We start from the raw sequence: 21,194 nt of genomic DNA on the forward strand, positions 1-21,194 counted from the left end.
GCGCGCACATGATTCAGCTCATCGCCTTCTATCTTTTCGCCACCATCGTCATCGCCTCGGCGACGATGGTGATCCTCGCGCGCAATCCCGTCCACAGCGTCATGTGGTTGATCCTCGCCTTCTTCAACGCGGCGGGGCTGATGCTGCTCGCGGGCGCCGAGTTCATCGCGATGCTGCTCGTCATCGTCTATGTCGGCGCGGTCGCGGTGCTGTTCCTGTTCGTCGTGATGATGCTCGACATCGATTTCGCCGAGCTGCGCGCCGGTTTCGTGCGCTATCTGCCACTGGGCGCGCTGGTCGCGATCATCCTCGCGGCCGAGCTGATCTTCGCGGTCGGCGCCTGGCAGGCGGGCGGGGTGGACCTGGCGTCGCGCGCGGCGCCCGCGGTGACCGACAAGAGCAATATCCAGCAGATCGGTGAACTGCTCTACACGCGCTACATCTTCCTCTTCGAGGCGGCGGGTATCGTCCTCCTCGTCGCGATGATCGGCGCGATCGTGCTGACGCATCGCCAGCGCGGCGGCGTGCGCATCCAGAATATCTCGGCCCAGAACCGCCGCCGTCCCGAAGACGCGACGCGCCTGGTCGATCCGGGCGTCGGGCAGGGGATGGAATTGTGATTTCGGTTGTTAAGATCCTCCCCGCTCGCGGGGAGGGGGACCGCCGCGAAGCGGTGGTGGAGGGGGCTGGCGTCCTCGCGCAATGTGGGCGGGCATCGATAGCCCCCTCCGTCAGCCGCTGCGCGTCTGCCACCTCCCCACAAGTGGGGAGGATCGGTCTGTGATTTCGGTCGGCCATTATCTCGCCGTTTCGGCGGTGCTGTTCACGCTCGGCGTGCTCGGCATCTTCATCAACCGCAAGAATATCATCGTCATCCTGATGGCGATCGAGCTGATCCTGCTCGCGGTGAACATCAACCTCGTCGCGTTCAGCGCCGCGCTCGGCGATCTCGTCGGACAGGTGTTTTCGATGTTCGTGCTGACCGTGGCGGCGGGTGAAGCCGCGATCGGTCTTGCCATTCTCGTCATTTACTTCCGCGGCCGCGGCACGATTGCCGTCGACGATGCCAACCGGATGAAGGGGTAAACCGGTGATCCAGGCGATCGTTTTCCTGCCGCTGCTCGCGGCGCTTGTCGCAGGGCTCGGCCAGCGCGTGATTGGCAATGTGCCGTCCAAGATCATCACGACGGGCGCGCTGTTCGTCAGCTGCGCACTCAGCTGGCCGATCTTCCTGTCGTTCGTGACGGGCACCGGCCAGCCCGAAGTTGTGACCGTGCTGCACTGGGTCAGCTCGGGCGCGCTGCAGTTCAACTGGGAGCTGCGCGTCGATACGCTCACCGCGGTAATGCTCGTCGTGATCACGACGGTGTCGGCGCTCGTCCACCTTTATAGCTGGGGCTATATGGAGGAAGACCCGGACCAGCCGCGCTTCTTCGCCTATCTCTCGCTCTTCACCTTCGCGATGCTGATGCTCGTGACCGCGAACAACCTCGTCCAGATGTTCTTCGGCTGGGAAGGCGTCGGCCTCGCATCCTATCTGCTCATCGGTTTCTGGTACAAGAAGCCGAGCGCCAATGCCGCGGCGATCAAGGCGTTCGTCGTCAACCGCGTCGGCGACCTTGGCTTCATGCTCGGCATCTTCGGCACCTTCCTGGTGTTCGGCACCGTCTCGATCCCCGAGATACTGGCGGCCGCGCCCGGCATGGCGGGCAGCACGATCACCTTCATGGGAGGGCGCTTCGACACGATGACGATCCTCTGCCTGCTGCTGTTCATCGGGGCGATGGGCAAGTCGGCGCAGCTGGGGCTGCACACCTGGCTTCCCGATGCGATGGAGGGCCCGACCCCGGTGTCGGCGCTGATCCACGCCGCGACGATGGTCACCGCGGGCGTCTTCATGGTGTGCCGCCTGTCGCCGATGTTCGAGACTGCGCCGGTTGCGCAGGGCGTCGTGATGTTCGTTGGAGCCGCAACCTGCTTCTTCGCCGCAACCGTCGCGACGACGCAATGGGATATCAAGCGCGTCATCGCCTATTCGACCTGTTCGCAGCTTGGCTACATGTTCTTCGCGGCGGGCGCGGGCGCCTATGGCGCCGCGATGTTCCACCTGTTCACGCACGCCTTCTTCAAGGCGTTGCTGTTCCTCGGCGCCGGTTCGGTCATCCATGCGATGCACCACGAGCAGGATATGCGCTATTACGGAAATCTGCGGAAATCCATCCCGATCACCTTTTGGGCGATGATGCTCGGCACGCTGGCGATTACCGGCGTTGGCATCGCAGGCGTCGCGGGCTTTGCCGGCTTCTATTCGAAGGACGGCATTCTCGAGGCGGCTTTCGCGAGCGGCGGCGGCGGCGTGGTGGCCTTCTGGGTCGGCATTTTCGTGGCCTTCCTCACCAGCTTCTATTCGTGGCGCCTCGTCTTCCTGACCTTCTATGGCAAGGCGCGCTGGGAACAGAGCGAGCATATCCAGCACGCGGTGCACGGCGAGCATGAAGATCCGTCCGCCGAACATTCAGGCGACGATCACGCACATGCGCATCACCCCGACGCGCACAGCGACGGCACGGCGGGCTATCACCCGCACGAAAGCCCGCTTTCGATGCTGATCCCGCTGGTCGTGCTGTCGATCGGTGCGGTGTTCGCGGGCATCGCGTTCCACCACCAGTTCATCTACCCCGAAGAGGGTGCTGCGTTCTGGAAGGGCAGCCTCGCGTTCGACGAGCATCTGATGCACGCCGCGCACGAGGTTCCGCTGTGGGTGAAGTGGACGCCGTTCACCGTGATGGCGATCGGCCTGTTCCTTGCCTGGAACAGCTATATCCGCAACACCAGCCTGCCGGCGCGTTTCGTGGCGCAGTTCAAGCTGCTCCACCAGTTCCTGTACAACAAATGGTATTTCGACGAGCTCTACAACATCCTCTTCGTGAAGCCCGCCTTCGCGATCGGCCGCTTCTTCTGGAAGCGGGTGGATGAAGGCACCATCGACCGTTTCGGTCCCGATGGCGCCGCCGCGCTCGTGCAAGGGGGGACCCGGCTCGCGGTCCGGCTGCAATCGGGTTATGTTTATGGATATGCGTTTGTGATGCTGCTCGGGCTTGTCGGCCTTGCCAGCTGGGCCATGGTGAATTTCCTGTGAGCGGGCTTCCCATTCTTTCGCTGATGCTGGCGGTCCCCGCGATCGCCGCCATCGCCTGCCTCTTTGCCGGGGACCGCAACGCGCGCGTCATCGCGCTCGCCGCGACGCTGGTGAATTTCGTCCTTGGCATTGTCATGTGGGCGAATTTCGACATCGGCGGCGCACAATGGCAGTTCCAGGAACGGCACGAGGGGCTTTTCGGCCCGTTCAACTATGCGCTCGGCGTTGATGGCATGGCGCTGATGCTGATCATGCTCAGCGTCTTCCTGATGCCGCTCTGCATTCTCGCAAGCTGGGAAGCGATCACCAAGCGCGTCGGCCTTTACATGGCGATGTTCCTGGTGATGGAAACCATCATGATCGGCGTTTTTGCGGCGCAGGATCTGCTGCTTTTCTACATCTTCTTCGAGGCTGGCCTGATCCCGATGTACTTCATCATCGGCATCTGGGGCGGGGCGAACCGCATCTATGCGGCGTTCAAATTCTTCCTCTACACGCTGCTCGGCTCGGTGCTGATGCTCATCGCGATGATCGTGATGATCGGCGAAGCGGGGACGACCGACATCCCGACGCTGTTGGTCTATAATTTCCCGCCGGAAACGCAGACCTGGCTGTGGCTTGCCTTCTTCGCCAGCCTTGCCGTCAAGATGCCGATGTGGCCGGTGCACACCTGGCTTCCCGACGCGCACGTCCAGGCGCCGACCGCCGGCTCGATGATCCTGGCGGGCGTGCTGCTGAAGATGGGTTCGTACGGGTTCATCCGCTTCATGATGCCGATGTTCCCCGATGCCTCCGGCCAGCTCATGTGGGTCGTTTTCGGCCTGTCGATGGTTGCGGTGGTCTACACCAGCCTCGTCGCGCTGGTGCAGAGCGACATGAAGAAGCTGATTGCCTATTCGTCGGTGGCGCACATGGCGATCGTGACCGCAGGTCTCTATGCTCTCAACCAGCAGGGGATCGAAGGCGCGCTGATCGTCATGCTCAGCCATGGTGTCGTCTCGGCGGCGCTCTTCTTCTGCGTCGGCGTGATCTACGACCGGCTCCACACGCGCGAGATCGACCGCTACGGCGGGCTCGCGGTGAACATGCCGGCCTATGCGCTGTTCTTCATGCTGTTCACCATGGCGTCGATCGGCCTGCCGGGCACCAGCGGATTCGTCGGCGAATTCCTGAGCCTTGCCGGGATCTATGAAGCGTCGAGCACGGTCGCCTTCGTCTGCACGACGGGGATCATCCTCGGCGCGGCCTACATGCTCTATCTCTACCGCCGCGTCGTGTTCGGCGAACTGATCAAGGACGATGTGAAGGCCATGCCCGACCTCAACCCGCGCGAATGGGCGATCCTCGCGCCGCTCGCCGCCGTGGCACTGTGGATGGGCGTCTATCCCGAAAGCTTCCTTGCGCCGATGCGCGGTGATGTCACCACGGTGGTCGCGCGCCTCGCGCCGTCGAAGCCCGCGGGCGATGCGCATCTGGCCGCGGGCAAGCCCAAGGCGGCCGCGGCCGGACATGGCGCTCCGGCCCACGGATCGAGCCATGCGGGAGGCGTCCAATGACCGCCGATCTTGCCCTCATCTGGCCCGAGCTGATCCTGACGATCGGCGGCCTCATCACGCTGATGATCGGCACGTTCACGAGCGATCGTCAGGTTGGCCTCTATCAGGTCGCGTCGCTGGTGACGCTGTCGGCGGCCACCGCCGCGGTCGTCGCGCTGTTCGGCACCGATACGACTGTGTTCTCGGGCACGCTGTCGGTCGACAGCTTCGGCGGCTTCGCCAAGCTGCTGATCTATGCGGCCAGCTTCATGTGCATCCTGATCGCGCCGCGCTTTTTCAAGGACGGGATGCGCGCTGAATATCCGGTGCTGATCCTGTTTGCTGCGCTCGGCATGGGGATCATGGCCTCGGCGCGCGACCTGATGACGCTCTATGTCGGGCTCGAACTGAACAGCCTCGCGGCCTATGTGCTTGCCAGCTTCATGCGGACCGACGAGCGGTCGAGCGAAGCCGGCCTCAAATATTTCGTCCTCGGCGCGCTCGCGTCGGGCATGCTGCTCTATGGCATTTCGCTGCTCTACGGCTTCACCGGCACGACCGATTTCGCCGGCATCGCCAAGGTGATGAGCGGCGAGATGAATATCGGGCTGATCTTCGGCATCGTCTTCGTCATAGCGGGCCTTGGCTTCAAGATCAGCGCCGTGCCATTCCACATGTGGACGCCCGACGTGTACGAGGGCGCGCCGACGCCGGTGACGACCTTCTTCGCCACCGCGCCCAAGGTCGCGGCAATGGCGCTGATGACGCGCGTCGTGATCGATGCGATGGGTCCCGCAGTCGGCACCTGGCAGCAGATCATCATCTTCCTCGCGCTTGCCTCGATCATTCTCGGCGCGGTCGGCGCGATCGGACAGAAGAATATCAAGCGCCTGCTTGCCTATTCGTCGATCAACAACGTCGGCTATATGCTGATCGGCCTGGCTGCCGGAACGCAGCAGGGTGTCGAGGCGATCCTGACCTATTTGCTCGTTTATGTCGTGACGACGCTCGGCAGCTTCCTGATCGTGATGCAATTGCGCGACGATCAGGGCAATCAGGTCGAGAGCATCCCGGCGCTCGCGGGCTATTCGCAGCGCCGTCCGGGTCTGGCTGCGGCGCTCGCGGTATTCCTGTTCAGCCTCGCCGGCATTCCGCCGCTCTTCGGCTTCTGGCCCAAGCTGCTGGTGTTCTGGGCGGCGGTCGATGCGAACCTCGTGCCGCTGGCGGTTGCAGGTATCGTCGCGTCGGTGATCGGCGCCTATTATTATATCGCGATCATCAAGACGATGTACTTCGATGAAAAGTCGGACACCGAGTTTCCGAAGGGAACTGGCACCGTCGTCGAGGATGCGGTGATCACGGCGAGCGCGCTGTGGCTGTCGGTCATCGGCTATCTCTTCATCGGCGTGCTGGCCGCGCTGTCGGCGAGCGCTGCGGCGGTGCTCTTCTGATCCCGCCGATCGAGCGGATCGCGGAGACAGGCTCGACCAACGCCGACCTGCTGGCGCGGCTTGCCAGCGGCGAGCATGTCGGCGAGGGGCACTGGCTCGTCACCGACCGCCAGACCGCCGGACGCGGCCGTCTGGGCCGTGCGTGGGACGACGGGCAGGGCAATTTCATGGGCTCGACCGTCGTCCACCTGACCGCGGGCGATCCGTCGCCCGCGACATTAGCGCTGGTTGCCGGCGTCGCGCTGGCGAAGGCGGTCTCCGCTCTCGCCCCCGGCGTCGCCGTCACGCTGAAATGGCCCAACGACCTGCTGGTGGGCGACGCGAAATGCGCCGGCATCCTGCTCGAACGTACCGGCAATTCGGTCGTGATCGGGATCGGCGTCAATCTGGTCGCGGCGCCCGACCTGCCCGACCGCCCTACCGCATCGCTTGCGGGCGAGGGGCGAGGGATCGACCGCGACCATTTCGCAGAGGTGCTCGCGATCGCGATGGTCGATGCGATCTGGACTTGGCGGCAGGAAGGCGTCGGGAGCATCGTCCGCGCCTGGTCGCCGCTCGGCCATCCCGTGGGCACGCCGCTGCGCGTTTCCGAGCAGGGGATCGACGGGACCTTCGACGGCCTCGCTGACGATGGCGCGCTGCGCTTGCGCTGCGCCGATGGAGCGATCATGCTGATCCATGCAGGCGATGTCGAACTGAACCGACCGCGGCAGGAGGGGATTTAGGGTGCTGTCCGCCAACGATGTCAACGCGCTCGTGCCCGCCGCCAGACTGCCGCGCGTCGCGATCGAGGCGCCAGCCACCCGCCGACTCGCGCGCCAACCCGACCTGATGCACCTTCATCATCAACGAAAGCCAACAACATGACGACTCCGGGCAAGGAGCTGCTTTTTCTCGCGCTGGGGGGCTCGGGCGAGATCGGCATGAACGCCAACCTCTATGGCTGCGACGGCAAATGGATCATGCTCGACCTGGGCGTGACCTTCGGCAGCCAGGATTATCCGGGCATCGACATTGTCATGCCCGATCTTGAGTTCATCGAGGACCGCAAGGACGATTTGCTCGCTATCGTGTTGACGCACGGGCATGAAGATCATATCGGCGCGATCCCCTATCTCGCTGCCGACCTCGGCGTGCCGCTCTACGCCAACCGCTTCACCGCGGGGCTCATCGCGCACAAGCTTGCCGAGGAAGGGCTGGAGAAGGAGGTCGAGATCAAGGTCGTCGACATCGACGACCGTTTCCAGATCGGCCCCTTCGGCATCCGCCTGATCCCGCTCGCCCACTCGATCCTCGAAATGAGCGCGGCGGTGATCGACACGCCTTATGGCCGCGTCTTCCACACCGGCGACTGGAAGCTCGACGAGGAACCGGTCCTCGGCGTCCCTGCGACCGCCGCGGCGCTGGCCGCGGTTGGCGACGAGGGCGTCGACGTGCTCGTCTGCGACTCGACCAACGCCTTCAACGCCGAAGCATCGGGCAGCGAGGGTGGGCTCCGCGATGGCCTGCTCAAGGCGGTCGGTGAGGCGAAGGGCAGGGTGGTCGTGACCACCTTCGCATCGAACGCAGCGCGCCTCGCGACGCTCGGCGCCGTCGCCAAGGCGACCGGGCGCAGCCTGTGCGTGGCGGGCCGCTCGCTCGACCGCATCCTGGGCGTCGCGCGCTCGGTCGGTTATCTGAAGGATTTCCCGCCGACGGTCGATTTCGACGAGGCGATGCGCCTGCCGCGCGACAAGGTGATGGTCATCGCGACCGGCGGCCAGGGCGAGCCGCGCGCCGCGCTGGCGCGAATGGCCGCCGACAGCCATCAGATCAAGCTTGAGCCCGGCGACACCGTCGTCTTCTCGTCGAAGCAGATTCCCGGCAATGAGGTCGCAATCGGACGCATCATGAACCAGCTCGCGGCGAAGGACGTGCTGACCGTCACCGAGAAGCAGGCGCATATCCACGTCAGCGGCCACCCCGGACAGCCCGAGCTTGCCGCCCTCTATGGCTGGCTGCGGCCGAAGCTCGTCGTGCCGGTGCATGGCGAAATCCGGCATATGCACGAGCAGGCGCGCTTTGCGCTCGAAAAGGGCGTTCCCGACGCGCTGATCCAGGAAAATGGCGATCTTGTGCGCCTTGCGCCCGGACCCGCGAGGATCGTCGAGCGCGTGCGCGCGGGCCGCCTGATCCTCGACGGCGACGTGATCCTGCCCGCCGACGGCGAGACGATCAATGAACGCCGCAAACTGGCGCTGCATGGCCAGATTTCGGTCGCGGTGGTGCTGTCCGGCGGCAAGTTCGTCGACAGCGGGATCCAGTATCGCGGCGTGCCGGTCGAGGACGATCGCGAAACCTTCCTCGAAGAGATGAACGAAGCCGCCGAGCAGGCAGCGACGGGCAAGGCGCGCGACCGCGATGCGCTGAAGGAAGCAATTCGCCTCGGTGTTCGCCGCGTCGCAACCGACTGGACCGGCAAGAAGCCCGTCACCGACGTGCTGATCGTGGATATCTGACGCGCATGAAATGGACCTCGATCCTGGCGATCTACACGCTCTTTTGGTGCTTCAGCGCCTTTTTCGTGTTGCCCTTCCACGGCCGCCGCGCCGAGGATGACGCGGCGCCCCTGGTGAAGGGGCAGGATCATGGCGCGCCCGCGGCCTTCCGGCCATCGCGCATCCTGTTGCAGATGACGATCGTCGCGACCATCGGTTTCGTACTGTACTACGTCGCTTATGTGAATGGCTGGGCCGATCCGGACGTGCTGACCGGACGGGCCTGATGAAGGTCGGTTTTGGGGTGGGGAGGGGACGTTCCACCCAACCGTCGCCCCCGCGCAGGCGGGGGCCGCTGGCGGCCTGTTCCTGCGCCGCCAGAGTTAGACCGACTGCGACCCCCGCCTGCGCGGGGGCGACAGCTTATTTCGATCGCTTCCTACCGTCGTCATCCCGGACTTGATCCGGGATCCATTACGACGGCGCGGCTATGGATCCCGGATCAAGTCCGGGATGACGATAAAAGAGACGGCGGCAACCGATCGAAAGCTGCCGCTTCGATATTGCTGTTCCATAGGAGCTTAGCCCCGCAGGCGGTCAATCGCCTGCGCCAGCGCGACGTACAGCTTGCCGATATCCGACGACAGCAAGGTGACGCTGATCGCCGAGCCGTCGCGCGCGCCAATCAGCAGGCGCAGCATCGCCTCGAAATCGTGGATGAACTGGTTCACCGACGCGTGAAAAACGTCATCGGCCTGATAGAGCCGCAGGATTTCCCTGGCTTCGCTGTTCTCGATCAGCTTGACCGCGCGCCGCGCGAATACGCCGCGATCGCCCTTCAGATAGGCGTCCCACGCTGTGTCGCTGACTTCGCTCGACAGGATCTTGGTCATGTCGATCGCGGTCGATTTGAGCGCCTCGGTCAGTACGCCGACCTGCTTCGCGAGCGAGTCGCGGTCCGACGCCGCGATCGCCTGTTCGGCCTCGAGCGCGCGCTGTTCGACGCTCGCGCTGGTATCCATGATCGTGATCAGCTGGCGCATCAGCCGGTCGGCGGCGCCGTTCGCGGCTTCGACCGCACGCCGCGAAGCGTCCTCGATCGCGGTGAGCTGCGTCATGATTTCGGTCTTGAACGCCGCATCGAGCGCCTCGGTCGCGGTCGCCTGCATCGCCTCGCGCGCGCCCGACACCAGCTTCTCCAGCGTCAGCCGCGCTTCTTCGGCGGCGGCATCGGCGGTCTTGCGGACATCGCCCAGCGTCGCGATCATCCGCGCGCCGCCCTGCTCGGCAAACTCGTCCGCTCCGGCGCGAAGCTTGCCGAGCGCATTGTCGGCCTCGGCGAGCGAGTCGTTGATCCGCTGCGTCAGGGCCTGCTGGCTTTTGGCATGGCCCGCCATCTGATCTTCGTTCGCCTGCATCGTCGATTTAACCGCATTGACGTGCGACAACGTCGACTGCGCGATCAGTTCCGACGCTTCGAGCATCGGTTTCATCTGCGCCAGCGTCGTCTGCGTCGCCTTGCCGTGCGCGGCCATCCGGTCGAGCGCGTGCGGCAAGGTCTCGTCGAGCTCGCGCGTTACCGCATCGAGCGCCAGCAGCAACGATTCGGCCTGTGTGATCAGCTGATGCGCCGAACCATTGCCCGTCTGCACCTCGGCCATGAATGCCGCGAGCTGCGCCTTGGTATCGTCGATCGCGCGGCCGATGACGCCCGTGCTCGCCGACACGCTGACGTCGAGGACTTCGAGTTGCTGTGCGACGTCCGCGACATGCGCGGTCAGGCGCGCCGCCAGCGCTTCGCTGGCGTTGCCATGCGCGGCAAGCTGTGCGCCCATCGCATCGCCGGCCTCGCGCGCAGCGGCCAGCCGTGCATCGAGCTGCGCCGCTGCGGCATCGACGCCGTCCCGGAACTGCTTCCAGCTGCCGTCCATCTGCTTGGTCACGGCGCCGATCGTCGATTTAAGGTCGTCGCGCGCCGTCGCGGAGGCCTGCGTCATCTGCGCCAGCGCAACCGCATGCGCATCGGTCACCTGCGAGCCGGTGGCGATCAGCTCGTCCTCGGCTTCCTTCGCCTGCTGCCGCAGCGTGCCGATCGCGTCGTGCAGGCTGGCGGCCGAGGCCGCGCCCGTCTGGGCGACCCTGCTCGCTTCCTCGCCGAGCGCGGCAAGCTTCGCCTCGAGATTGGCGCCCTGCTGGTGCGCGACGAGGCCGGCTTCACGGAAATTGACCGCCAGCCGCTGCGCGACATCGTCGATCCGCGGCAGGCCGGCGAGCAGCCCGTCCATCCGCTGCATCGCGACGTCGCCCGAGCGCGCCAGCTGGTCGTGGGCATTGGCGATGATCGACGCATTGGTGGCGAGCTTATCGCTGCTGTCCGAGAGCCGCGCGACGGTGTCGAGGCCCAGCTGCTGGACGTTCCGTGCCTGCTCGGCCAGTTGGCGCTGCGCGTCCGCCAGATGCAGTCCCAGCGAATGCATCGATTGATTGAGCGCCAGATTTTCCTCACGCAATGCGCCGGCAACGCGCGCGAACCTGGCCTGCTCCGACCGGCTCGACCGCAGCATCGCCATCCACAGCACCAGCAGCAAGGTCAGCGGCATCGCGAGCGTCGCGACCAGCGCGGGCCATTCGGTCAGCGCGGGGCTGCGCGCGAAGCGATCGGTGCCGACCCACGCGGCAAATAGCGTCCAGCCAAGCGCGGCGAGAATCAACAGGGCAGGGGCGATCCGGTCGCGCCAGGCCGAGGGCGCAGCCTCGACCTCCTCGCCATCATCGGCCTCGGCCAACGGCGACATATCGAGCCAATCGCGCTCGGCGGACGACTCGGCCGCGGGCGGCGATGCGGTTTCGGGCACGGCGGCTTCCGCCGGCGCCTGCTGGTCCGCTTCCTGGTTTGCCGCGGAATCCCGCCACAATCCGACGATCTTCTTGTCCCCCGTCATCGGGCCATATTAGCATCAAATGGCCGTCATGGAACGGAAACTTAACCACAAACTGCCAAGACTGTGGAATGTCGTTCGATAGTGGCCCTCTGGACCGGTATATCAGTGCCGCCGTGGGCGACGATCCCGCCATGGCGGCGGAGCTGCGCGCGAGCTTTGCGGAGAGCGCGAACGAGCTTGCCGACCTGATGCGCCGCGCCCGTTGCGATGCCAATTGGCATGTCGCTGCGGAGCGGCTGAAGAGCCTTTCCGCGACCTTCGGCATCATCCCGCTGATTCAGCTCGCCGAAACTGCGATGGAGGGGGCGCCGGGCGACCCCGCGGTGCTTCGCGAGATCAACCGGGCCATCGAAACGATCACCTGACATCGCCCTGACGGGTTCAATTCCGGTTCAGCCGTTTCCCTGCATAAGAAATATCGATCCCGGCCGTCTTGCCATGGCAACGCTACGGGTTTAGCCGCGTATTGACCGCGGCTGAGCCCCCGCTTGCGTCATGGCAAGGCGGCCGTTTCTGAGGAGAGATTTCGATGTTGAAGCGTTTTCGCATGCTGCCGGCCACCGCGATGGCGGTCGCGCTCGGTTGCGCGCTGATGGCGACGGCTTCGGTGCCCGCCGCGGCGCAGGACAAGCCGAAAAAGGAAAAGAAGGGCAAGAAGGAAGAGCCCAAGGGCGCCACCATTCCCGCCAGCAAGGCCTTCGGCCCTGCGGTCAAGAAGATGATGGACGCGACCAACGCGAAGGACGCCGCGGCCCTGCAGGCCGCGCTGACCGAAGGCGAAGGTACGGCCGCCGAACCCGGCGACAAATATTGGCTCAACTATTACAAGCTTCAGCTTGGCATCCTGAACAAGGACAAGAATCTTCAGGCGGCCGGTCTCGACGGGATGCTCGATTCCGGGCTGACGCCGGCGGATAACCTCGCCACCTATAATTTCTTCGCGGGCAATTTTGCTTATTCCGACAAGAATTATCCGAAGGCGATCCAGCGGCTCGAAGCCGCGAAGGCCGCCGGCTCGACCGATCCGGCGCTGCCGGTGCTGCTGATGGACAGCTATCTCAGCAACAACCAGCTCGATCAGGGGATTGCCCTCGCGAAGGCCGCCGCCGATGCGAGCCGCGCCGCGGGCCAGCAGCCCTCGGACCAGCTTTATGTCCGCCCGATCAAGGCGTTGCAGGCGGCGAAGCGTAACGAAGAAGCCCTCGACCTGATGACGCTGCGCCTGCGCGACTATGGTCAGCCGCAGGTCTGGCGCCAGACGCTTTTCTCTGTGCTCCAGACCTCGCCGAGGACCGGTTCGGTGAAAGATCAGGAGTCCGTAACGCTCGACGCGCTGCGCCTGATGCGCGCCGCGGGTGCGATGAGCGATCGTCTCGAATATGACGAATATAGCTCGCTGGCGGCCGCGAATGCGCTGCCGGGCGAGGCTGTTGCGGTGATTGTCGAGGGCGAGCAGAAAAAGGTCTTCACCCCTGAGGATAGCAAGCTCAAGCCGCGCCGCGAGGACCAGAAGGCGCGGGCGGGCAACGAAGCCTCGACCATCGTCGCCTATTCAAAGCAGGCTTCGACCCTTGCGAAGCCGCAGACGGCCGGCGCGACCGCCGACGTGCTGGTGGGATACGGCCATTATGCCGATGCAATCCCGGCCTACCAGGCCGCGATCAACGGGGGCGGCGCCGACACCGAGATGTGGACCTACCGCCTCGGTGTCGCGCAGGCGCTTGCGGGCGACAAGGAAGCGGCAAAGGCCAGCTTCGCCAAGGTGACCGGCGCGCGCAAGCGGCTCGCTCAGCTGTGGGTGGTCAAGTTGGACAGCCCGCCGGCCGCCGCCGCCGCGGCGCCTCCCGCCGGCAGCTGATCGGTCAGCCGGCCAACATAAAAGGGCGCCATTCTCCGCGAATGGCGCCCTTTCCTTATGTCAAATCTCGACAGGAATGCCGGCGAGCTGCTTTGCGGTGCGGATGGTCAGCGACGTCTTCACGCTCGTCACATTGGGCGCGGACGTCAGGTGCGCGGTCAGGAAGGACTGGAAGCTTTGCAGGTCGCGCGCGACGACCTTCAACAGGAAGTCGATCTCGCCGTTCAGCATATAGCATTCGCGCACTTCGGGTAGCTGGCCGACATAATCCTCGAACGCCTTCAGGTCCGACTCGGCCTGGCTGCGCAGGCTGACCATGGCGAAAACGGTGATGCCATAGCCCAGCTTCGCGGCGTCCAGATCGGCATGATAGGATCGGATGACGCCCGATTCTTCCAGCGCCCGCACGCGGCGAAGACAGGGCGGTGCGGTCAGACCCACCATTTGCGCCAGCTCGACATTGGTCATCCGGCCATTTTTCTGCAGCTCTCCCAATATCTGCAGGTCAATCTGATCGAATTTCTGACTCGCCATCGTTGAAACATCCATCCTCGAAAAACTAGGATGACCATAATAATATTTCAGGCGAATGCAATTGTCCCACAATGTGACGTGGCCGCGGAAGGCACTTTCATGACCGGATGATTCACGCTAGCCGCTAAACATACGCTAACCAACAAAACTAGGGTGTGGGGCCGGCCTTGCGTGACTGCTGACTCGATGATCGCGACCATCTTGCGCCAGGCGCCAAAGGATCGCCGCGCAAGTATCGCGGCGTGGCGGCAGATATCCGATATTCTGGCGCAGCGCGGCAATCAACTGCCCGATGACGATATTCGCCGCGGGCTGCATGCGCTGGCGGTTTTGCGGCCTCAGATTCCCGAAAAAGTGCGCCGCGATTGCGCCGAAGCCATCGCTCGCCACGGGCGGTTTGCGCCGCTGGTCGCCTTCTATGCCAATGACGTTCCTGCGGTGTCCAACGCCATGCTGCGTCGGGCGCGGTTGTCCGAGGCTGACTGGCAGGCGCTGCTTCCCGCGACGGGCGCGACGGCACGGTCGATCCTCGCCGGCCGCGACGATCTGCCGCACGATGTCCGCCGCGCGCTCGACAGCCTCGGCGCCGGATCGGTGGCCTTGCCCCAGCCCGAAGAGGCCGCCGCGACCGCGCCAGAACCGACGGCCAATGCGGCTCCGGCGCTGGAGGCCGCGCACAGCCAGATCAGCGAGCTTGTCCGCCGAATCGACAAATTCCAGTCGGCGCGCGAACATCGCCCCGCGGCGCGGCCTGCGCGCACCGCCTTCCTGTTCGAAACCGGCGCAGACGGCGTCATCCACTGGGTCGACGGCATTACTCGCGGCGCGGCGATCGGCCTGACGATCGCCGATGCCGCCTTCGGGGGCGAGCCGGGGACCGACGCGGCGGCGGCGGGCGCCTTTCGCCAGCGCGCCGAAATCGTCGATGCGCGCATGGTCCTCGAGGGACTCGAGAGCGAATCCGGCGAATGGCGCTTTTCGGCGTTGCCATGGTTCGATCCGGCGACGGGCCAGTTCCGCGGCTATCGCGGCAGCGCGCGGCGGCCCAGCCAGCGCGAAATGCCCTATGGCCGCCCCACCGGCCAGGAATCGGGCGATTCGATCCGGCAGCTGATCCACGAATTGCGCAGTCCGCTGAATGCGATTTCGGGATTTTCCCAGATCATTTCGGGCCAGATGTTCGGGCCGGTCAGCGCCGCGTACCGGACGATGGCCGAGCAGATCGTCACCGACGCGAATGCGGTCCAGCAGATCATCGACGATCTGGAGACGGCCGCCCGCGCGTCGAACGCGCCGCCGCCCCGGGAATTGCTGGTCGGCGATGTCGCCGATATCGGGCTGGTGATGACGCAGGTCGAAAGCGACCTGGCGACCCTTCTTGCCGAACACCGCATCGACGTCAGCATCTCGCGCGTCGGCGGCCCGTTCCTGGCGCAGGCGGACGACGCCAATTCGCGGCGCATGATCGGGCGGCTGCTGACCGCGATGGTCGATATTTCGGAGCCGGGCGCGATCCTCGTCGGCCAGCTCGTCACCGAACCCGCGCAGGACGACATGCTGCAACTGCGGATCGTCCGCCCGCTCGCGATCCGGTTCGCGACCGCGGCCGAACTGCTCGACCCCGGCTTCAGCCCCGAAGGCGAGGCGCCGGGAGCCGCCATCCTCAGCCTCGGCTTTTCGCTGCGGCTCGTTGACAGCCTCGCGCGCAGCGTAGGCGGCCGTCTCGACATCGGGCATAACGCCTTGACCTTGCACCTTCCCTCCGCCAACCCAAGGGCCGATACGGAGCTCGGCATCCAGCAGAGCGAGTAAGCCGCGCCCCAAGGCGGGCGGGCAAAGGGGATCGTGGTGGCGCCCGCGGGCAACTTCCAGTCATATCCGCCGGCATCGGAGCTGGTCGCGCTGAATGCTGGCGAGCGCCCGCGCTTCTGGGTCACGATCGACACCGAAGAGGATTTCGACTGGTCTGCCCCTTTCGCGCGCTCGGGCTTCGGGCTCGATTCGGTTCCGGCGCTCGCCATATGCCAGCAATATTTCGAGCGGGCTGCGGTCAAGCCGATCTACCTCGTCGATTGGCCGATCGTGCAGGACGACCGCGCCGTCGCGATATTGGGCGACGCGCTCAGCGGCGGGCGGTGCGATGTCGGCGCACAGCTTCATCCGTGGGTGACGCCGCCGCACGAAGAGGACGTGAACGAGCGCAACAGCTACACCGGCAATCTCCCCGCCGCGCTCCAGCATGCAAAGATGACGGCGCTGCGCGACGCGATCGTGGCGCGGTTCGGAATTGCTCCGACGGTCTATCGCGCCGGGCGCTACGGCCTTGGCGAAGACAGCGCCGCGATGCTCGCCGAACTCGGCTTTCGCTGCGATACGTCGGTTCGTTCGGGTTTCGACTATCGCGGCGGGCACGGTCCCGACTATCGCGCTGCCCCGCGCAAGCCCTGGTGGGTGAAAACCGCATACGGCGCCGTGCTGGAAGTACCGGTCACGACGGTGTTTGGCGGTCTTTTGGGCGAGGCGGGGCGGGGTGTCTATCATGCGATCGCGCGCAACGGCATGCACGCGGGCGCCGCGCTGGCCCGGCTGGGTCTCGTCGAGCGGATCGCTTTGACGCCCGAGGGCATTCCTGCCGAGCGCGCGTGCCGCGGCATTGACATCGCGCTCGATCAGGGGCTGCCGGTCCTCAACTTTTCGTTCCACTCGCCCTCGCTGCAGCCCGGCAACACGCCCTATGTCCGCACGGCCGACGATCTCGATGCCTTCTATCGCTGGTGGGACGTCGTCCTCGCGCATTTGGCCGCGCGCGGGGTCGAGCCGATCGACAGCGCCGGGATCCTGACGCTCGCGTCCCGAAAAGCGCCGCCGGCATAAGCCAAGCCGCTTGCCAATCATCGGCCCGCTCCGCTATCGCCTCTGCAACCCCACGGGGGCCTGTAGCTCAATGGTTAGAGCTGGCCGCTCATAACGGCTAGGTTGCGGGTTCGAGTCCTGCCGGGCCCACCATTTCCCATCTCCATAATCGCTTGCAAAATGAAACTCGTCGCGGTCCAGTGTGGCCCGAAGAGGAGAGGGAATATGGCGGTGATGCGGACGATCCTGCTTGGCGGCCTGGCGGTCGCGGCGGTGGTGGCGGGAACGGTGGCAGTGCGCACGGCCAGCTTCGCACCGAAGGACATCGCCGACGGCCGCGACGTGACGCTTGCCGCTGCGCCGCCCTATGACATCGGCGCTGCGGTGCGGCATTTGAGCGCCGCGGCACAGATCCGCACGGTCTCCAACCAGAATGTTGCGGACAACGAGGTCGCCGAATGGGACCGGCTGCATGGCTGGCTCGCGTCGACCTATCCCGCCGTGCACGCTGCGATGGAGCGCACAATCCTGCCCAATCGGACCCTGATCTATCATTGGGCGGGCAGCGATGCCTCGCTGGCGCCGATCATCGTCATGGCGCATCAGGATGTCGTACCGGTCACGCCGGGGACCGAGGGCGACTGGAAATATCCGCCGTTCGCGGGGATAATCGCCGAGAAGGCGGTGTGGGGCCGCGGGACGGTCGACGACAAGGGGTCGCTGATCGGCCTCTTCGAAGCGCTCGAAGCGCTGGCGAAGGCCGGCTTCAACCCGAAGCGGGGCATCTATCTGGTCTCCGGCCATGACGAGGAGGCGGGCGGCACCGGCGCGATCGCGGCGGCCGCCAAGCTGAAGGCCGCGGGCGTGAAAGCGATCTTCACGCTCGACGAGGGCAGCATCGTCCTTACCGACACGCCGGTGATCGACGGGCCCTCGATCATGATCGGGATCGCCGAAAAGGGCTATGCTACGCTGAAGGTGACGGCCAACGCGCCGGGCGGCCACAGCTCGATGCCGCCCGCCGAAACCGGGGTCGAGACGCTGGCGAAGGCGATCCTCGCGATCACCGCCAAGCCATTCCCGCTCGAAATGCGCGGACCCGGCGCGTCGATGATCGAGGCGCTGGCCGCAAAGAAAGGTGGATCGACGAAGATGGCGGTCGCGAATCAGTGGCTGTTCGGCCCGCTACTGAAGCGGCAGCTCGGGGAAGCGCCGACGACCGCCGCCGCCTTTCACACGACGATCGCCCCGACGATGCTGGAGGGCAGCCCCAAGGAGAATGTCCTGCCGCAATCGGCAAGCGCGCTGATCAACTATCGCATCGCCCCCTGGAACAGGTCGGCCGACGTGATGGCGCGCGCCAAGGCGGCCGCCGGAACCAAGGTCGATCTCGCCTGGGTCAAACCGCCGCGCGAGCCTTCGCGCGTCTCCTCTACCAGCTCGCAAGGCTGGAAATGGATCGCCGCTGCTGCGCGCGCCGATGCCCCCGATGCCGTCCTGACCCCGACACTCGTCGTCGCGGGCACCGACAGCCGCAGCATGGAGCCGGTCTCGGAGGACGTCTATCGCTTCATGCCGATGCATTTCAGCCTCAAGGAATCGGCGATGATCCACGGCACCAACGAGCATATGAAGATCGACAGCTTCAAACGCATGATCGATTTCTACGCCCGGCTGATTGCGACCTCTGCGGGATAGCGGGATAGACTTGCCGTCAAACCCTGTCTAAGGCGCCCGCACGGTCGGGGAGTAGCGCAGCCCGGTAGCGCGCCTGCTTTGGGAGCAGGATGTCGCAGGTTCGAATCCTGTCTCCCCGACCAGTTTCCCGGAAAACTCCCGAGCGATAGCGAGGGCATCCGCCTCCCACATGGCTTAACGCCGCACTAAACATTTGCGATTACAGGTCCTTCCAGAGGACCAGCACGTGACCAAGGTGGGCGACAGACTGAGCAAGCTACTTGCGGCGCTATGCGCGCTGCTTGCGGCGCTGTGCGTGGCGAGCCCCGCTGCCGCAGCGCCCTGCTATTATGCGACGTCGCAAGGCTCCACCGGCCCCGCCGACTGGCAGACCTATTGCTGGCTCGATCTCAGCACCTACAACGACACGACCGCGCGCACAGCGGCTGGCCAGAACTTCTCCTTCACGCTGCCCGACGGTACGGTGATGACCTTCAACATGCGCGTTTCGGGCGCAGCGGCGACCTCGGCGGCTTCGCCGTCATGGACCGGCGCCGCGGTCGGCAATACCGCCTTTCTGGGCATCGCGGGCCGCCCGATCCTGTATCAGACCGCGGCCGGCACCACGACCGTCCAGATCACTGGCATCACGCTGACCCCGCCCACCTCGGGCACGGTCAGCGCCTATATGTTCGTCGGGGCCGACGGCGAATCCTCGAACGGCGGGGAATCGCTGTCGTTTCAGACCAACGGCGGTAACTGGCAATTGCTCGATACGGCCGGGCCGATCAGCGGATCGACCTATCCGACCGCTTCGGGGGCAGGGACGAACACCTTCAGCGTCACCGGCGCCAGCGGCAATGTCGGCGCCTATATCGTCGGTTCGGTGTCACCGACGTCAGTGACGACGACGCTGGTCGGCAGCGGGCTGCAGGGAACGATGTTCGCGGTGCGCTTCGCCTCGATCCGCCTGACGACGCAGATTTCGGGCGCGCGGCTCAGCGCCGCCGACCAGTTCACCTTTTCGATCAACGCGACCAGCGGCGGCGCGACGCTGGCGTCGGGGACGTCGAGTGGCACCAGCCTCGGCCCGTTTACTGCGGCTGCATTGTCGAGCACCGCGGCGATCCCGATCACGCTCAACCAATCGATGGCGGCGGGCAGCAGCAGTGCGATCGCCAAATATCGCTCGTCGCTGTCCTGTACCAACAGCGCGACGGGGACCGGCACGGTGCTGCCGACGAATGCGATCACGACATCCTATAATTTCGGCACACTGGCGTTCGGCGATGCGGTGTCATGCACCTTCACCGAGACGCCTTTCCCGCATCTGACGCTGTCCAAGCTGCTCGGATCGGGCGGTCGGCAGTTTGCGGGCGACCAGTTCGCGTTGGCCATCAATCAGGGCGCGACCGTCGTCGCGACGACCACCACGACCGGCACCGGCTCGACCGTGACCAACGGCGCGACCGCCCAGACACAGGTGGTCGCAGGCACTGCCTACACGCTGACCGAGGCGGCGAGCGGCACGACGACGCTCGGCCAATATACCGCCGTGCTCGCCTGCACCAACGCCGCATCCTCCGCCACTGTCCTGCCCACGAGCGTCGGCGGCAGCGTCACGCCGCAGATGGGCGACGTCATCAGCTGCACCATCACCAACACCCGGCGCGCGTCGAATGCGACCCTCGACATGACGAAGACGTCGGCGCTAGTGTCCGATCCGCTCAACGGCGCGCTCAATCCGAAGGCAATCCCCGGCGCGATCGTGCGCTACAGCTTTCAGGTCCAGAACAGCGGCCCCGCTGCCGTCGACAGCAACACGTTGCTGATCGTCGATACGCTGCCGCTGCAGATCGCGATCGGCTCCGCCGCGGCGCCGATCTTCACCCAAGGCTCGCCGACGAGCGGACTGACCTTCAACAGCGCGACCGACATCCGCTACTCCAATTCGGCGACCAAGCCCGCGACCTTCGCCGCCTGCACCTACACGCCGGTCGCCGCCTATGATCCCGCGGTCAAATATGTCTGTCTGCGCCCCCAAGGCGCGATGGCGGGATCGACGGGTACGCCGACCAGCTTCACGATCAGCCTGCAGGGGCAGATCAACTAGGGCGCCGGCGTATTCGAGGTGGGGATCCGACATTCTCACCATGATCCCCGGCGAAAGCCGGGGTCCAGAGCGGCCCACCGCCAGATTTGCGTCAGAATGCCCTGGGCCCCGGCTTTCGCCGGGGATCACAATGGTCGTTTCCGACCCAGATGCATCTCAGCGACGGCCCATCCGGGCAAAGAAAAAGGCGGCCTTCCCGAAGGAAGACCGCCCGTTTCTCGTTTCAGTCATTGCCCCGAAGGGCTGCGACTTACTTCTTTTCTTCAGCCGGAGCGGCCGGAGCAGCTTCAGCCTTGGCAGCGTCGGCCGGAGCGGCAGCGGCGTCAGCCGGAGCAGCGGCTTCGGCGCCAGCAGCGGCGGCGTCGGCACCAGCAGCGGCGGCTTCAGCGCCGGCAGCGGCGGCGTCAGCGCCTTCTTCAGCAACAGCTTCAGCGGCCGGAGCTTCGGTGGTGGCTTCTTCAGCAGCCTTTTCACCGCAAGCGGCGAGGGCGAACATGCTGGCAGCAACGGCGATAGCAGCAAACTTCTTCATGATGTGTGGGCTCCCTAAAATGCCTTTACGCGCTGGGAAAGGTTTCCCGTGACGCGAGCCGCGGGATTTACCCGGTCCACGCC

The 21,194-nt window shown here is 65.3% G+C and carries 17 protein-coding genes and 2 tRNA genes; 16 read left to right on the forward strand and 3 right to left on the reverse strand.

What is annotated here, in order from left to right; genetic code table 11:
• Positions 1–8 precede the first annotated feature (8 nt).
• The 8 genes from ATE67_RS04790 (at position 9) to ATE67_RS04825 (ending at position 8,889) form a co-directional block, all read left to right on the forward strand.
• The gene (locus ATE67_RS04790) at positions 9–620 is read left to right on the forward strand and encodes an NADH-quinone oxidoreductase subunit J (protein WP_058815487.1); all 612 of its coding nucleotides are present in this window, start codon (positions 9–11) and stop codon (positions 618–620) included.
• 160 nt (positions 621–780) lie between these two features.
• On the forward strand, positions 781–1,086 hold the full coding sequence (gene nuoK / locus ATE67_RS04795) for an NADH-quinone oxidoreductase subunit NuoK (protein WP_003051614.1): 306 nt from the start codon (positions 781–783) through the stop codon (positions 1,084–1,086).
• A 4-nt stretch (positions 1,087–1,090) separates the two neighbouring features.
• On the forward strand, positions 1,091–3,139 hold the full coding sequence (gene nuoL / locus ATE67_RS04800; protein WP_058815488.1) for an NADH-quinone oxidoreductase subunit L: 2,049 nt from the start codon (positions 1,091–1,093) through the stop codon (positions 3,137–3,139).
• Positions 3,136–4,695, forward strand: a complete 1,560-nt coding sequence (locus tag ATE67_RS04805; protein ID WP_058815489.1) for an NADH-quinone oxidoreductase subunit M — start codon at positions 3,136–3,138, stop codon at positions 4,693–4,695. The genes nuoL and ATE67_RS04805 overlap by 4 nt, the downstream gene beginning before the upstream one ends.
• Entirely contained in the window at positions 4,692–6,125 is a 1,434-nt protein-coding gene (gene nuoN, locus ATE67_RS04810) for an NADH-quinone oxidoreductase subunit NuoN (protein WP_058815490.1), read from the forward strand. Before ATE67_RS04805 ends, nuoN begins: the two co-directional genes overlap by 4 nt.
• Positions 6,047–6,850, forward strand: coding sequence for a biotin--[acetyl-CoA-carboxylase] ligase (locus ATE67_RS04815; RefSeq protein WP_082660203.1), 804 nt, complete (start codon positions 6,047–6,049; stop codon positions 6,848–6,850). The genes nuoN and ATE67_RS04815 overlap by 79 nt, the downstream gene beginning before the upstream one ends.
• Positions 6,851–6,988: 138 nt before the next feature.
• Positions 6,989–8,623 carry a ribonuclease J gene (locus tag ATE67_RS04820; RefSeq protein ID WP_058815491.1) on the forward strand — a complete coding sequence of 545 codons (1,635 nt, stop codon included), beginning with the start codon at positions 6,989–6,991 and terminating at the stop codon, positions 8,621–8,623.
• Positions 8,624–8,628: 5 nt separating this feature from the next.
• A complete protein-coding gene (locus ATE67_RS04825; protein ID WP_058815492.1) occupies positions 8,629–8,889 on the forward strand; it encodes a DUF1467 family protein in 261 nt (86 codons plus the stop codon).
• 294 nt (positions 8,890–9,183) lie between these two features.
• Here the strand turns inward: ATE67_RS04825 and ATE67_RS04830 are convergent, their stop codons facing one another.
• On the reverse strand, positions 9,184–11,544 hold the full coding sequence (locus tag ATE67_RS04830) for a hypothetical protein (protein WP_058815493.1): 2,361 nt from the start codon (positions 11,542–11,544) through the stop codon (positions 9,184–9,186).
• A gap of 68 nt (positions 11,545–11,612) precedes the next feature.
• Here ATE67_RS04830 and ATE67_RS04835 point away from each other — a divergent pair, with 68 nt between their 5' ends.
• Together ATE67_RS04835 and ATE67_RS04840 are read left to right on the forward strand one after the other, a co-directional pair.
• The gene (locus ATE67_RS04835; protein ID WP_058815494.1) at positions 11,613–11,909 is read left to right on the forward strand and encodes a hypothetical protein; all 297 of its coding nucleotides are present in this window, start codon (positions 11,613–11,615) and stop codon (positions 11,907–11,909) included.
• A gap of 164 nt (positions 11,910–12,073) precedes the next feature.
• On the forward strand, positions 12,074–13,402 hold the full coding sequence (locus tag ATE67_RS04840; protein ID WP_058815495.1) for a hypothetical protein: 1,329 nt from the start codon (positions 12,074–12,076) through the stop codon (positions 13,400–13,402).
• Between the two features lie 60 nt (positions 13,403–13,462).
• Here the strand turns inward: ATE67_RS04840 and ATE67_RS04845 are convergent, their stop codons facing one another.
• Positions 13,463–13,936, reverse strand: coding sequence for an Lrp/AsnC family transcriptional regulator (locus ATE67_RS04845; RefSeq protein WP_058815847.1), 474 nt, complete (start codon positions 13,934–13,936; stop codon positions 13,463–13,465).
• Between the two features lie 186 nt (positions 13,937–14,122).
• Between ATE67_RS04845 and ATE67_RS04850 the strand changes: the two genes are divergently transcribed.
• From ATE67_RS04850 to ATE67_RS04875, 6 genes are all read left to right on the forward strand, one after another.
• Entirely contained in the window at positions 14,123–15,748 is a 1,626-nt protein-coding gene (locus tag ATE67_RS04850; RefSeq protein ID WP_058815496.1) for a sensor histidine kinase, read from the forward strand.
• A gap of 36 nt (positions 15,749–15,784) precedes the next feature.
• Positions 15,785–16,810 (forward strand): polysaccharide deacetylase family protein, encoded by a 1,026-nt coding sequence (locus ATE67_RS04855; RefSeq protein ID WP_058815497.1) that lies wholly within the window; start codon positions 15,785–15,787, stop codon positions 16,808–16,810.
• Between the two features lie 56 nt (positions 16,811–16,866).
• A tRNA-Ile gene (locus ATE67_RS04860) sits at positions 16,867–16,942 on the forward strand.
• 72 nt (positions 16,943–17,014) lie between these two features.
• Positions 17,015–18,487, forward strand: a complete 1,473-nt coding sequence (locus ATE67_RS04865; RefSeq protein WP_058815498.1) for a M20 family peptidase — start codon at positions 17,015–17,017, stop codon at positions 18,485–18,487.
• Positions 18,488–18,532: 45 nt separating this feature from the next.
• Positions 18,533–18,609: transfer RNA gene (locus ATE67_RS04870), tRNA-Pro, on the forward strand.
• A 104-nt stretch (positions 18,610–18,713) separates the two neighbouring features.
• Positions 18,714–20,579 carry a CshA/CshB family fibrillar adhesin-related protein gene (locus tag ATE67_RS04875; protein ID WP_156416911.1) on the forward strand — a complete coding sequence of 622 codons (1,866 nt, stop codon included), beginning with the start codon at positions 18,714–18,716 and terminating at the stop codon, positions 20,577–20,579.
• A gap of 250 nt (positions 20,580–20,829) precedes the next feature.
• On the opposite strand, the gene ATE67_RS20945 is transcribed toward ATE67_RS04875, so the two are convergent.
• Complete coding sequence (locus ATE67_RS20945) at positions 20,830–21,111, reverse strand: hypothetical protein (protein WP_082660204.1); 282 nt, start codon at positions 21,109–21,111, stop codon at positions 20,830–20,832.
• Positions 21,112–21,194 lie beyond the last annotated feature (83 nt).

This window comes from Sphingopyxis sp. H050 (genome assembly GCF_001468265.1).
Lineage (GTDB): Bacteria > Pseudomonadota > Alphaproteobacteria > Sphingomonadales > Sphingomonadaceae > Sphingopyxis.